The organism is Bacteroides sp. K03 (assembly GCF_019734355.1).
In the GTDB taxonomy this organism is placed as follows: domain Bacteria; phylum Bacteroidota; class Bacteroidia; order Bacteroidales; family Bacteroidaceae; genus Bacteroides; species Bacteroides nordii.
Genome location: NZ_JAASHC010000006.1, coordinates 117,332 through 133,115 on the forward strand (window position 1 = coordinate 117,332; position 15,784 = coordinate 133,115).

Consider the following 15,784-nt stretch of genomic DNA (forward strand, 5'->3'; position numbering starts at 1 on the left):
ATTTCAAATGCATCATTTGGCATATATACTTATGTAAGAAGTACTAAAAGATAGACTTTGCAATACCCAACTCAAGACCACGTAACTCTGCCAGACCACGGAGACGTCCCAGGCATGAATATCCAGGATTCGTCTTTTTCTTCAGATCATCAATCATCTGATGGCCATGGTCAGGACGCATGGCAATAGAGCACTGGCGACGTTGCTGCAACTTCAACAGGTTCTTCATCACATTGTACATATCTACGTCTCCTTCCAGGTGATTGGCTTCATAGAAATTACCTTCAGCATCACGTTGTGTACTACGCAGATGAACAAAGTTTACTCGATCACCCTGACGCTCCATTATTCCGGCAAGATCATTATCGGCACGCACACCGAAAGAGCCAGTACATAGACAAAGACCATTTGATTCGTTAGGAACCGCTTCTATCAGTTTAACAAAATCCTCCTCCGTACTCATGATACGGGGTAAACCTAAAATAGGATAAGGAGGATCATCCGGATGAATCACCAGCTTCACTCCCACTTCATCGGCAACCGGAGCTATCTCTTTCAGGAAGAAGATAAGGTTGGAACGAAGTTTCTCCGCATCAATATCATTGTATCTGTCAAGAGCTTCCTGGAATTGCTCAACAGTGAAACTTTCTTCTGAACCCGGAAGTCCGGCAATCATATTACGAACGAGAAGTTTCTTATCGTCCTCATTCATCTGTTCGAAACGTACTTTTGCCTTGGCTATCTCTTCATCCGTATAATCCTTTTCAGCATTGGGGCGTTTAAGGATGAACAGGTCAAAAGCTACAAAAGCTGCCTTTTCAAAACGAAGTGCTTTAGAACCATCGGGCATTGTATAGGCAAGATCAGTACGTGTCCAGTCAAGTACAGGCATGAAGTTGTAAGTAACGACCATAATACCGCATTGGGCCAGATTACGGATACTTTCTTTATAATTCTCAATATATTTCAGGTAATCACCGGTCTGGGTCTTAATATGTTCGTGCACAGGTACACTTTCAACTACCGACCAGGTAAGACCCACTTCCTCAATCATCTGCTTGCGCTTCATGATTTCTTCTACTGTCCACACTTCTCCGTTAGGGATGTGATGAAGGGCATTCACTATTCCGGTGGCACCAGCCTGCTTTATATCCCACAGACTCACAGGGTCATTAGGACCATACCAGCGCCAGGTTTGTTCACATAAATACATACTATTTTTATTTACGATTTGACAATTTACGATTTACGATTGAGATTACTCTCATTCCAACTTCCAGCTACTAATTTATTTACGATTTGACAATTTACGATTTACAATTGAGATTACTCTCATTCCAACTTCCAACTACTAACTCCCAACTTCTAATTTAAATTGAGAAAGCATCGAAGCCACCATCAATAACAGCTACTGTACCGGTTACGAATTTGGAGGCATCACTAATAAGATACTGGATGGTTCCGTACAAATCTTCCGGTTCACCAAAACGGCCAAACGGAGTATGAGCAATGATAGTCTTTGCACGGTCAGTCAGAGAACCATCGGGATTGGTCAACAGAGTACGATTCTGTTCAGTCAGGAAGAATCCCGGCGCAATTGCATTTACGCGCAAACCATCACCAAATTTCAAAGCCAGTTCACCAGCCATATATTTAGTAAAATTAGCGATAGCAGCTTTGGCCGTTCCGTAACCTACTACGCGAGTCAACGGACGAAGAGCCGATTCTGAACAGAAGTTTACAATACTACCTTTCTTCTGATCAACCATGATACTGGCAAATACCATCGTAGGCAAAACTGTTCCGAAGAGGTTCAGATCTACCACCTTTTTAAAAGCATCGATCTCAAGGTCAAAGAAAGTCTTATCCGGCGCAATGGTAGCTCCCGGCATATTTCCTCCGGCAGCATTCAGCAATACGTCGATACGTCCGTAAGCTTTCATAATTTCAGCTTTATTCCCTTCAAGTACTTCCTTATTCATCACATCAGTATAAAGGAACATTGCATCCCCTCCATCGGCTTTAATGCTCTGTACAAGTGCATTTCCAGCTTCTTCACTACGATCAAGAATTATAATCTTAGCACCTTCTTTTGCCAGATAAGCGGCAATACCTTTACCTAAAATACCGGCACCACCGGTGATTACAACAACTTTGTCTTTTACACTAAATAATTCGTTCATGATTCTCTGTTTTATTAAGTTATAATTTATTGTTCAAATAATATTTCAGATTCTCTTTAATGAGAATATCTATCGGCATCAGATTTACTTTTTCAGGGTCTTGTTTCAACACAAGATGATTACACAAAGACTTAATGCCGTTATATCCTTGTTGTTCGGGACGTTGGGCTATCAAAGCAGTAATCACTCCCTCGGAGAGTAATTCTGTGTTTTTATCAATCAAGTCGTATCCCACCAGTTTTATATTTTTCAGCCCTCTTTCTTTGAGATAATTCCCTAAAATGTAACAGGTTGAATTGAATATAACAGCTCCTTCTATCCGGGGGTTATCACAAAATATCTTATCCAGTTTTGCAAAATTATATTCAGAATTAGCAATCTTTAGCTCAACCTCATGCAGTTTTCCTCCAAATCCATTCTCGTTCAGGTATTGTAAAAAGCCTTCTTTACGGTTCCTCCCCTGATTGGAATCATTCTTTCCATTATGAATGATCCGGGATATCAGAATGTCCGGTTGATTGCCAATCTGACTCGTCAGTAGCTTGGCTGCAATAAATCCTGCATCAAAAGATTCTGTACCAAAATAGGCCAATTGGTGCTCACCCGCGATATTGGAATCCACATAGACATAAGGGATATTTCTGATATCGAGCATACGGGAAAGGCGACTCACAGAATCGGTAAATAAGGTAGCAATCAGTACTCCATCTATCTCTTCTTCATCAAAGAGATTGCGTACAATCACATCAAAGGTATTATTATCGTACTGATTAAAAAAGAGTTTGGTTACATTGATATTATAAAGTTCCGTCTCGGAAGCGGCTTTATCTATCCCTTCGGAAATGGCTTCCCAATACTCTCCCGGCTCAAAAGAGGGAGTGATAGCAATAAAATGATATTGTTTCTTGGAAGCGAGAGAACGTGCCATCAGATTGGGCTGGTAGTTTGCCTTTTCAAGGATGGCCTTTACTTTTTTCTCATTCTCTTCGGATACACGCCCACGATTGTGGATCACCCGATCTACCGTACCAACGGATACCCCTGCCATTTCGGCAATGTCTATAATACGAATATTTGAAGATTCTTTATTCATAGGATAAATAGCTTAAACTCTATTTTTCTTCTGCAAAAGTAAGATGAATAATCTGAATAAGCAACAATGTGTGCGCACACACGTTGCGCATATAAAAAGTTATATATCTATAATTCAGCAAATTAAAGCAACATCAACGAATAAGAATATGTTGTCAAACATATAAAGAACTTAAGTTTAGCTTTCGTTAAACTAGAATAGTATAATCGGTTGATATATTGGTTCGTTATTCTTCAACCTGTTTTATTCTATTTTAAGTAATATACCTCTTAATGGTGATTGCAGCGTATTACATCCACGACATTTTCCATGCATAGATTACCTAATCATAGTGATTGTGCAGAATCTAAATAATAAAGACCTTTGCAAAGTTTTAAAAACAAATAATAATAAAAGCACATTGAAAACAAAAAGATTTAAACTGGTTCTCCTATTTTTAATAACTCTCAGCCTGTTTTCTGTCTCTGCACAAAAACAGAGAGCAATGTTGTCAGGGAAAATTATATCTACCGAAACCAAAGAAACCATTGACTTTGCCACCGTCTATTTAAAAGGTACCACCTTTGGCTGTACCACCAACGAAAAAGGCATTTATCACTTAAAGGCCCCGGCCGGACATTATACATTGGTTGTGTCTGCTGTAGGTTTCGAAACAGTAGAAAAAAAAGTAGAACTGACACAAGATGAGAGAAACAAACTAAATATTATGATCAACCCGGCTACTACCGAACTGGATGAAGTAGTAGTGACCTCTACGGGTGTAAGCCGAATAAAAAGATCGGCATTTAATGCTGTAGCAGTAGATACGAAAGAACTTCAGAATACCACAAAGAATCTAAGTGACGCACTAACCAAAGCACCGGGAATGAAACTCCGTGAATCGGGTGGTGTAGGTTCGGATATGCAACTCATGCTTGACGGTTTCAGCGGTAAACACGTCAAAGTGTTTATTGACGGTGTACCTCAGGAAGGGGTGGGAAGCTCCTTTGGATTGAATAATATCCCCGTGAACTTTGCTGATCGCATCGAAGTATATAAAGGGGTAGTACCGGTAGGTTTTGGAACTGACGCCATTGGTGGTGTCATTAATATTGTCACCAACAAAAAACGCCAGCGTTGGTTTCTGGATGCATCTTATTCTTACGGATCGTTCAATACTCACAAATCATACGCCAACTTCGGACAGACTTTCAAAAATGGATTTACTTATGAAATCAATGCTTTCCAAAACTATTCGGATAACGACTACTATGTGGATTCTCCTGTAGAAGATTTCGAAACCGGCAGAATTGACAGAGATAAGAAGGTGCGTGTGAAGCGTTTCAACGATACCTATCATAATGAAGCCGTTATCGGTAAACTCGGAGTAGTAGACAAGAAATGGGCAGATCGGCTGATGTTTGGTTTTACCTACTCCAATATGTACAAAGATATCCAGACAGGCGTACGTCAGGAGATTGTATATGGCCAGAAGCATCGTAAAGGACATTCGCTGATGCCCTCGTTGGAGTACAACAAGCGTAACCTGTTTACAAGAGGTCTGGATGTTGTGTTAACGGCCAATTACAACAAAAATATGACAACGAATGTAGATACCGCTTCGTATAAGTACAACTGGTATGGAGATAAGAAGTTACTGAATTCACCGGGAGAACAATCCAATCAGTATTCAAAAGCGGATAACAATAACTGGAACGGTACTTTAACCCTTAATTATCGTATCGGCAAGGCTCATATGCTGACTTTCAATCATGTGTTAAATACCTTCCATCGCTCTAATACCTCTCTGCTTGCCAAAGAAGAACAAAAAGATGCCATTGCCAAAGAGACCCGCAAAAATATTTCCGGTTTGTCTTATCGCCTGATGCCATCTGAAAAATGGAATCTCTCCGTATTTGGTAAATACTACGACCAGTTTGTGGCAGGTCCGATAGCTACGACTACCAACCAAGATAAATATGTACGTACCACCCGTAGCATCAATTCCATGGGTTACGGAGCAGCAGGTACCTATTTCATTCTATCCGGTTTACAGGTGAAGGTATCTTATGAGAAAGCCTACCGTCTGCCCACCATCGAAGAGATGTTCGGTGATGAAGACCTGGAGATGGGAGATATCGGCATCAAACCGGAGAGCAGTGATAACCTAAACCTTAATCTGAGTTATAATAAAACTTTCGGTAAGCACTCCATATACGTAGACGGAGGGTTGATATATCGTAATACAAAAGATTATATCCAACGTAATATTGCAGATCTGAGTGGAGGGAAATATGCCGCTACTTATATTAACTATGGCAAAGTATTGACAAAAGGATATAACATCTCCGCCCGTTATGGGTTCGGAAAATGGTTGAGTATAGGAGGGAATTTTACACAAATGAATGTACGTGACAACATGAAAACCTCCATTTCCAGCAACGCAGCCAATCTTGCCTATGGTGAACGTATGCCCAACCTACCCTATATGTTTGCCGATTCGGATGTATCCTTCTACTGGCGGAATCTTTGGAAGAAAGGCAATACACTGACCATGTCTTATGACAATCAGTATTTGCATAGTTTCACTTATTATTCATCCAATCTTGGTTCAAATAAAGGTGATTATGTGGTACCCAATCAATTCTCACACAATCTGGCACTCTCATATAGCCTTCAGAATGGCCGGTATAATATATCGTTTGAGTGCCGTAACTTCACGAACGAGAAATTGTATGATAACTTCAGCCTTCAAAAAGCCGGACGTGCATTCTATGGAAAGGTTCGCATACATTTTGGAAACTAAAAAACAATAAGTAATGGTTCAAAATTATATGATACTATTATTGAAACGCAGATTGTCGCAGATTCACGCAAAGCATATCATCGCTCAAGTATAGCGCAGCCATTTAATATGCGAAAATCTGCGATTATTTGCGTTTCAATAAAACACTATCATTGTATGAACTAAATTTGAAGTACTACTTAGATAAAAATAAATAACAAATCGTTTTAAATTAAAAATAACATGAAGAAAAACTTCTTTTTAAATGGACTATTTGCAACAGCAATGGTCGGATTGACATTGACAGCCTGTTCAGATGATGAACAGGGTAATGGAGCAGGTACTGTAGGCAAAGGTGAATATGTAATCGCATCCTCTGTCACAGCCTCCGGAAATACAACTAACGTTCTGCTGACTTCCGAAACTTTAAACGGAGGAACTGTTTCTACTATAAATAATGGCCTTGTGAACGATGGTGCAACCCAATGGGTATTTTATAAAGACCAATATCTGTATGGGTTGACATACAATCAGGGAAATGCCGGTACAACCCGGTCGTATTTCATGAATGCCAACTATGAAATGCAGGCACGCTCAGGAGAATATGCCGTCAAGAGATTTACCACCTACGGTATCTATGACAAGTATATCATGACTTCTTCCACCGGCGACGGACCTACGGAATATGCTGACGAGAATGGATATTTGCCAAAGATGTTTTTGTTATCTTATCTGGATGTAGCAGCCGAAACATTTACGACCAATAATACCCAAAATAAAGCATACATGTCAGAAAACTTTTTGGGTAATGGCGAATTTGTAACACTTGCAGGTATCCTGGAACATAACAATAAAATTTATAGTGCTGCAGTTCCAATGGGTTTGAGCCAATATGGTGGAAAAGCCAACGGGGGTCAATGGATATTGCCGGGTAACGAAGATCTGGTAAAAACTGAAGATGGTGGTTCGAACAGTAGCAGCTATAAAAAAGGAGAACTACAGTGGACACAATACCCTAACGAATGCTGGGTAGCAATTTTTGATGACGAGACGCTTACAACTAAGAAGCTTATCAAAACAGAACAGATCAGTTATGCCTGTGGCCGTATGAAGTCTCAGTACTACCAGACCATCTGGAGCGCAGATAACGGCGATATCTATGTATTCTCCCCCAGCTATGCCAAGACAATGAGTGATGCCCGTCAACGGACTACACTGGATGCCGGAGTGGTACGTATCAAAGCCGGAACAGAAGAATTTGATCCGAACTACTATTATAGCATTGAAGCACAAAGCGGCGGGAAGTCTTTCCTCCGTTGCTGGCACCTCACAGGAGATTATTTCCTGATGTTGATGTACGACCGTCCTTTAAGTGAAGAAGATTTTGTTGCCAACCAACTGGCTATTTACAAAGGAACAACCGGAAAACTTACTTATGTAGATGGCCTGCCATCAGCTGATCAGATCTCTGGTTTCGGTAATACCCCGTATACAGAAAACGGTTTCACTTATATCACAGTTACAACTACTACCGGCCATCCTGCTATCTACAAGATTGACCCGACAAATGCTACCGCAACAATGGGTATAGCAGTAGAAGCAACACAAGTCAGCGGTGTTGGTAGATTGAAAATAAAATAAATAATAGCATAAAATAAACAGATTGAAGAGCCTGCAAGCCTTATGTGCTGCAGGCTCCTTTCATGACCTTACTAAAGAAGATATATGAAGAAGATATTTCGCCAAATACATCTCTGGCTTTCTATTCCTTTCGGCTTAATCATTACTGTCATCTGCTTCTCCGGAGCAGCTTTAGTTTTCGAGAATGAAATTATGGAATTGTGCCGGCACGACTTTTATTATGTCAGTAAAGTAGAAGAGACTCCCCTACCCGCTGGAGAACTGGTACAGAAAGTAGCAGCAACTCTGCCTGATAGTATATCAGTGACGGGAATCAGCATTTCATCCGATCCGGCAAAAGCATATCAGGTCAACCTCTCCAAACCCAGACGGGCATCTGTATATATTGATCAGTATACAGGTGAAATAAAAGGAAAATATGAACGTGCTCCGTTTTTTACGACCATGTTCAAGCTACACAGATGGTTGCTGGATAGCATGAAACCAGATGGAGGTATCTTTTGGGGTAAGATGATTGTTGGCGTCAGCACGTTGATGTTTGTCTTTGTGCTGATATCCGGAATTATTGTCTGGATTCCACGTAATGCCAAAGCTCTGAAAAACAGTCTCAAGATTTCAGTGAATAAAGGCTGGAGAAGATTCTGGTATGATTTGCATATAGCAGGTGGACTGTACACATTTATCTTCTTACTCGTACTGGCTCTCACCGGACTGACCTGGTCTTTCGGTTGGTATCGCACTGGATTCTATAAAGCATTTGGCGTAGAAGCCACACAAGGAACCTCTTCTCAGGAAACGACCTCTCAGACATCAAATAAAGAACGACAGGGAGAAAGAAACAAAGAAAGCAACAAAGATGGACGTCACAGAGGAGACGAAAAAAGATATAGCCGGAGCGAAGGCCGTAATCGAAGCGAAAGTCACAATCGTGGTGAAGATCGTGAAGAAAGAAGAGGAAACAGAGAATATTCTCCTTACGCCTTGTGGCAAAAAGTATACGAACAACTGAAAGTTCAAAATCCCGATTATAAACAAATCACTGTATCAAACGGTACAGCAAACGTCTCTTTCAACCGTTTCGGTAATCAACGTGCATCAGACCGTTACAGTTTTAATCCGAGAAATGGAGAAATAACTGAGGCTACACTTTATAAAGACCTGGATAATTCCGGCAAGATACGTGGCTGGATTTTCTCTGTACATGTAGGTAGCTGGGGAGGTATGTTTACCCGGATTCTGAGTTTTATAGCTTCACTGTTAGGTGCTACCTTACCCCTGACAGGATATTATCTATGGATAAAAAAAGAAATAGCCCGCTCGGCAAGGAAAAGAAGAAAATGATGCATTCATCAAACACAGGGCTTGTTAATATTGTTAACACGTTTTTTAACACTCTATTTTTTGCTTTACAAAAGTGTACTATTTAGTACATCAGGAATGTACAGTTAAGTATGGCAAAAGTGTACAATTAACACTCACAGAAATGTACACTTTTGCCTACCTCTAAAAAGAGGTTTATATTCGTTATAAATCAAGCAATTACATAAGATCAAGAATCCATACTCCATCTTAATATTTCCTCTGAAAGGATCTTTATAATTACTTTTTTGGTAACTATACATTTATCGAATGAAGCATAGCTATTATGTATCGAAGAAATCATTGGAAATAATAAATTAACAACATTAACAGCGTTTCTTAATCATAAATTTTAGTCTGACAAGAGTACGTACTTTTTATAGATAAGAGTACGTACTCTTCTTATATAAAAGTACGTATTTAATACACACTTAAATACGTACTTTTACAGCATAAAGAACACATTATTTAACCACACTGTCATTCAATAATTTACATTCATATTTACTCTTTACCATCCATAACCTTCAACGACGATTATCAGTCAATAAGTACTGTTTTGATAACTGAGAACGAATAGAAAAAACTGTTCGAAAATAAATATTTATCAAAATGAATCTGATGAATGACAATTAATTACTATGTTTGCAACAAGATATTTAACGAAGATAAAAAACTATTTTATGCAACCAACAGTAAATAAAACACCACGTATTGAAGTGATAGATGCCTTGAGAGGATTTGCCGTAATGGCAATTTTATTGGTACACAGTTTAGAACATTTTATATTTCCTGTCTATCCGACCGATTCGCCCGAATGGCTGAACATTCTTGATAACGGAACACTTAATGTAGTATTCTCACTCTTTGCCGGAAAGTCTTACGCAATATTTGCTTTACTTTTCGGATTTACATTTTATATCCAATGCCACAATCAAGAGAAGAAGGGAAAAGATTTTGGTTATCGCTTTCTTTGGAGGTTAGTATTATTAGTTGGTTTTGCTACCATAAACGCCGCATTCTTTCCTGCGGGAGATGTATTACTGCTTTTCTCTATTGTGGGGATTGTATTGTTCTTAGTGCGGAAATGGAGTAATAAAGCTATTCTGATCACAGCAATCTTTTTCCTGTTATAGCCCATTGAGTGGTACCATTATCTGATGAGTTTATTCAATCCGTCATATACGTTGCCCGATTTGGGTGTGGGTGCAATGTATCAGGAAGTGGCCGATTATACCAAAGCAGGTAACTTCTGGGATTTCATTGCAGGTAATGTCACTCTGGGACAAAAAGCCAGTCTGTTTTGGGCTATCGGAGCAGGACGTTTTCTGCAAACAGCCGGACTTTTCTTAATGGGTCTGTACATCGGCAGAAAAGAGTTGTTCGTAACCACCGACTCGCATCTTCGTTTTTGGATTAAGACGCTCATTGTTGCTGCCATATGTTTTGCCCCCCTCTATTCACTAAAAGAGTTGATTATGCAAAGCGAAAGTGACATAGTCAAACAGACAGTTGGTACTGCTTTTGATATGTGGCAAAAGTTTGCATTTACGTTTGTCCTGGTTGCCTCCTTTGTGATCCTGTATCAAAAAGAAAAATTCAGAAAGGCGGTAACAAACCTACGTTTTTATGGAAAAATGAGCCTTACCAATTATATCAGCCAATCTATCATGGGAGCTATCATTTATTTTCCGTTCGGATTCTATCTGGCTCCTTACTGTGGCTATACAGTCAGTCTGATTATCGGTATTATTCTTTTCTTACTGCAAGTCCGGTTCTGTAAATGGTGGCTATCCAAACATAAACAAGGACCTTTGGAAAGTATCTGGCATAAGTGGACATGGTTATTGGCTGAAAAGTAATGAATATATTTCACCACAGAGTTATTTGTTTAAGTAGTTAATTCATACTATAACAGCGTTTTATTAAAACGCAGATGATCGCAGATTAACGCAAATTAAGAGACAGTTGTTCTTCCTCTTTATATTCTTTGCGAAAATCTGCGATCATCTGCATTTCAATAATTAATCATCGCTTGTCGTACCTCCCCGTGCGGGAAGTACCCGAAAGCCTACAAATTCGGATTGGCATCGATCTCAGCTTTCGGGATAGCATACAGATAGTTGATACTGTTTGGCACAAATGCATCTCCTCCGGAGAATGTAAGGAACCAATGCCCTAACGGAGTGCGTTTGGCAAATCCTCCTCCTTCCTGCCAGGCATCTACTTGCTGCGCCTGCTCTTCGACGGAAAGTGCAACACGCTTCACAGACTGCTGTGTACGCAAGATATCAGTAATACTGAAACCCTCTCCCCAAAGTTCACGACGACGCTCCATCAGGATCTCATTGACAACATCTTCCTGTGATTTACCTGTTAAATCATAGTCACCCAATCCGCGGGCATGGCGCAATTCATTTAATGGTATTACTGCTTTCTCCGGGAAACCTTCACGGGCAAGGGCCTCAGCCTCTACCAGAAGCATCTCGGAGGCACGCATCAACACGATATCGGCAGTATCATCTGCACGCATATGGAACTTTTTATAACCCAGATATCCCTCACGCATCCACTGGAATAATCCCAAACGAATATCTCCTTCGGAGAATGTATCCCTGAAATGAGGATCGGCCATGAAACTACTGTAAGCACCTACATAGGTTGCGTCCAGGTAATAAAAGTTATAGGAAGCATCGGATTGGGCAAGTGTCTGCGGATGCCCCCAGATCCATTCTTTATTAGATACGTTGTTGAATCCTTCGTATTCGGCAGTCGTTGTCATCAGCGAATATCCCTGACGGGCAGCGACGGCTGCCTTTGCTGCCTCCTCCCATTGTCCGGTCAACAGATAGGCACGGGCAAGCAGCCCATTGACAACATTGGTATTCGGCTTGAATTTCTGCCCATCCCCTTTACGGGTATAGTTCTTCAAATAACTTTGTGCCAGGTTAAGATCATCAAAAACGCGCTGATACACCTGAGCTACAGTAGATTTCGCTTTAGGCACCGTTTCACTTGTAGTTGGCTCTGTATAGATAGGTACACAGAGAGCAGTGGGATCTTTCAGGTAAGTGAACTGATAGTGTTGCGCCAGATGAAGGTAACAAAACGCCCGCAAAGCAAGTGCCTGTCCTTTTGCCTGAAAAAATTCTTCCGAATCACCATCAATAGCAATGGCGGTGTTACAGTTATCAATCGTTTTATAAATGAGATACCAGGCAAAAGAGGTTCGGCTATTGTTCGGTATTGCTATATCATTGAACTGATAAGATGAATTAAACCCATAAGCAGGACGGGAAACGACATCATCCGCCATCATATCGTCCTGGCACTGAAGAGCACGATAACCAATATTGGCATAGGTTGTGCCATACTCAAACAGATTATACCAGGCACCATTAAACAATCGTTCGGCATTACCGGGTACACCAACCTCATCGGAACTAACAGAGTCCGTAGGTTCTTTATCAAGAAAGTCACCACTACATCCCGCCAATAAAAGCAGGAAGGCCATATAAGGATAGATATATTTTTTCATAAACTATAAATTAGTTAGTAGTAAGTAGTTAGTAGTTAGGAATTGGGAGTTAGAATCCTAAAACGTCACATTCACTCCTCCCGAGAAAGTTCTCATTGCAGGATAACGATAATAGGTCAGTCCGGTAATGCCTTGTTCCGGATCGAGCCCCTGATTACGATGAATAGTAAACAAGTTATCACTTTGTACGAAAACCTGTACATTACTCAACGACGCCCGGTTGACGAGCTGTTTCGGCAATGTGTAAGAGAGGGTAAGGTTCTTCAGCCTCATGTAGGAATTGTTCTGCAAGAAACGTGTAGAGTAGGAAGTCCAGTTATTGGAAGTAGTACCCAATGCCGGAACATCCGTATACCGATTCTCCGGTGTCCAGCGATCCAATATCTCTTTTGACCATGAACGCCCTTCGGCACTACCATTATGCAGAATCATAGTGATATCACGATTCATGATATACCCACCTACGCTATAGGCAAAGATCGCCGAAAGCTCGATGCCCTTATAAGAAAACGCTGTATTGAAACCACCATATATCTTGGGCAAAGATGACTTGTTGACATAATAATCAGTAGCATCTTTATACACATTGGTTGTACCGCGACCTATCACATTTTCATCCTTATCGAGTATATCCATATACCACAACGGATCTCCGTTTTCCGGGTCTACCCCAGCCCATTCCTTCGTATAGAAATCATAGACGGAACGCCCCTCTTTTAGCTTGTTCACCCCTACCGGAGGCATGTCTTTCAAAGGTAGTTCGGTGACTACGTTCTTGTAATGTGTCAGGTTGAAACCAAGTTTCCACATGAAATCCTTTGTATGGATCACCGTACCATTCAGCGTCAGTTCGATACCGGTATTTTTCAGTGCCCCCACATTTTCATCAACCGAACTATATCCCATAGAAGGAGCTACAGGGCGTGAATAGAGCAAATCTTTGGAACGGCGCTGGAAGAAATCGAACGAACCGGATACACGATTGTTCCATAAAGAGAAGTCCACACCCACATTGAAGTTGAGATTGGTTTCCCACTTCAGTTTCGGAGTGGCAATACGGTCGGATACAAGTGCATTCTCCCCCAGGTTGGATACAATGGCATAAAGTCCTTTGCTGGCATAGTAAGTACCTAAGTTATCATTTCCCTGTGCTCCGTAACTGGCTTTTAAAGTCAAAGCCGAAAGCCAATCGGAAGTAGAAACCATGAAGTCTTCACGATCGATACGCCAGGAAGCTCCTACCGACCAGAAATTACCCCAACGGGTCTCCGGTGCAAAACGGGAAGAACCGTCACGGCGGTAAGAGGCAGAAAAGAAGTATCTGTCCTGGTAATCATACAGGAACTGAGAGAAATAACCCACCAGGGCATAATCAATCCGATAACCGGAACCTCCGGTGAGTTGCGAACCAACTACCAGTTCGGGCATATTAGGTAACGCCATTTTCGTACGGGAAGCAGAAAGTTCATCATAACGGTAGGAATAAGCTTCCTGCCCAACAAGTATATTGAAGTGGTGCTCACCAATCGTCTTATCATAAGTTGCAATATTGTTCCACGTCCAGGAGAAGGTACGGGTGTTGACACGACTTGAGCCACCTCCGGTAGTGACCGAAGGACCGATAAGGGAATTTGTGAAATCGAGAGAATTGTAATTGATAAGGTCGAAATTAAAACTCGTCTTGAACTTCAAACCGGGAATAAAGGTAACTTCCAGAAAAGTACGTCCCGAAAACTCATCTTTCATCCGTTCGGACTTATCGAGCGGAAGAGTAGCGGGCAGGTTCCAGTTTGCCATAGAACCGGAAGGACGATAGGGTCCGAAATCAGGTACAGGACTTCCGTCTTTATAAATGATACTTCCATCATTGGGATTTACCTCGTAGATGGGATAGAAACCGGGCATCGTACGTCCTGCATTGATCACATTACTGGTTTTGGTATCCGAAGATACCGGATAGTTCTGCATGGAATGCGCAAAACTCATGTTAACGCCACCTTTCAGCCAGGAGGTCATTTCACTGGTGATGTTGGAACGCAGATTGAAACGCTGATATCCGGATTCAAGCGCAATCCCCTTATCATTCAGATAACCGGCGGAAAAGAAATACTGATTCTTCTGTCCGCCTCCGGATACATTGAGGTTAAGTTCCGTACGCAAAGCTTGCTGTTCCATAGCATCACTCCAATCAAAATCCCACAGAGGGGTAGCACCGTCTACAAGTTTGCCGTCCGTGCCTACAGGTTGTGAATAATTGGGTCCATAAGGGTTGGGACCATCTCCCATAAGTTTGGTTACCAAGTCTTTTGAAGCCTGTACGGCAGCTGTAGCAGGAGTATAGTTCTGCGTATCCTTGGCATATTGATTGCGCAAGGCTTCCCAATAGAGTTGGAAATAATCATTTGTGCCTATACGGTCATAATCACGTACGGCACGATTGGAACCACCGAAGGAGGCTTTTACATTGACGGTTGTTTTAGAGTCTGTTTGTCCCTGTTTAGTGGTGATAATAATGACTCCATTGGCACCACGCGAACCGTAAAGAGCAGCCGAAGCAGCATCTTTCAGCACTGTCATGGAAGCAATATCATCCGGATTGATAGCGTTGACGGAACCATCAAAAGGCACACCATCCACTACATAGAGCGGTGCACTGGAAGCATTGATAGACCCGATACCACGGATACGTATCTCGGCATCCGTACCGGGTTGCCCGCTGGAAGCACTTGCCTGCACACCGGAAACAGTACCTTCAAGAGCACGCGAAACACTGGCTACCTGTAGTTTGGCTATCTCATCTCCTTTTACAGTAGAAGCGGCTCCGGTAAAGCTATATTTTTTGGCTGTGGCATAAGCTACTACCATGACCTCGTCCAGTTCCTTACTGTCGGATTCAAGAGTAACATCAATGGTACTCCGTCCGTTCACAGGCTTCTCTGCCGTCTTTAACCCTACAAAGCGGAAAACAAGTATCCCATCGGCAGGGGCAGATATAGAATATTTTCCATCGATATCGGTAATGGTACCGGTAGTGGCACCTTTTACCTGTACGGAAACACCGGGTAATGGTTCTCCGTCGGATATTACGGTGCCCGAAACACGTTTCTCCTGTTGTATGGCCGCCTGCAACGATACAGATACAACAAAGACCAGAAACGCTACTAATAGACGTAGATTGATTCTCATATTTTCTTGTGGTTTAGGAT

General features: G+C 41.5%; 8 protein-coding genes and 1 pseudogene. 4 read left to right on the forward strand and 5 right to left on the reverse strand.

Going from position 1 to position 15,784, the window contains the following annotated elements; genetic code table 11:
* Positions 1–43: 43 nt before the first annotated feature.
* From uxuA to HCG69_RS06825, 3 genes are all read right to left on the reverse strand, one after another.
* Entirely contained in the window at positions 44–1,213 is a 1,170-nt protein-coding gene (gene uxuA, locus HCG69_RS06815; RefSeq protein ID WP_221649421.1) for a mannonate dehydratase, read from the reverse strand.
* A gap of 157 nt (positions 1,214–1,370) precedes the next feature.
* A complete protein-coding gene (locus HCG69_RS06820) occupies positions 1,371–2,183 on the reverse strand; it encodes an SDR family oxidoreductase (protein ID WP_002561482.1) in 813 nt (270 codons plus the stop codon).
* 19 nt (positions 2,184–2,202) lie between these two features.
* Positions 2,203–3,276, reverse strand: coding sequence for a substrate-binding domain-containing protein (locus tag HCG69_RS06825; protein WP_221649422.1), 1,074 nt, complete (start codon positions 3,274–3,276; stop codon positions 2,203–2,205).
* 484 nt (positions 3,277–3,760) lie between these two features.
* Here HCG69_RS06825 and HCG69_RS06830 point away from each other — a divergent pair, with 484 nt between their 5' ends.
* From HCG69_RS06830 to HCG69_RS06845, 4 genes and pseudogenes are all read left to right on the forward strand, one after another.
* A complete protein-coding gene (locus HCG69_RS06830; RefSeq protein WP_221649423.1) occupies positions 3,761–6,061 on the forward strand; it encodes a TonB-dependent receptor in 2,301 nt (766 codons plus the stop codon).
* Positions 6,062–6,283: 222 nt separating this feature from the next.
* Positions 6,284–7,681, forward strand: coding sequence for a DUF4374 domain-containing protein (locus tag HCG69_RS06835; RefSeq protein ID WP_221649424.1), 1,398 nt, complete (start codon positions 6,284–6,286; stop codon positions 7,679–7,681).
* 84 nt (positions 7,682–7,765) lie between these two features.
* Positions 7,766–9,022, forward strand: a complete 1,257-nt coding sequence (locus HCG69_RS06840) for a PepSY domain-containing protein (RefSeq protein ID WP_221649425.1) — start codon at positions 7,766–7,768, stop codon at positions 9,020–9,022.
* 701 nt (positions 9,023–9,723) lie between these two features.
* Positions 9,724–10,902, forward strand: a pseudogene (locus tag HCG69_RS06845) (DUF418 domain-containing protein).
* A 209-nt stretch (positions 10,903–11,111) separates the two neighbouring features.
* Here the strand turns inward: HCG69_RS06845 and HCG69_RS06850 are convergent.
* Positions 11,112–12,578 carry a RagB/SusD family nutrient uptake outer membrane protein gene (locus tag HCG69_RS06850; protein ID WP_221649426.1) on the reverse strand — a complete coding sequence of 489 codons (1,467 nt, stop codon included), beginning with the start codon at positions 12,576–12,578 and terminating at the stop codon, positions 11,112–11,114.
* 57 nt (positions 12,579–12,635) lie between these two features.
* Entirely contained in the window at positions 12,636–15,764 is a 3,129-nt protein-coding gene (locus HCG69_RS06855) for a TonB-dependent receptor (RefSeq protein ID WP_221649427.1), read from the reverse strand.
* Positions 15,765–15,784 lie beyond the last annotated feature (20 nt).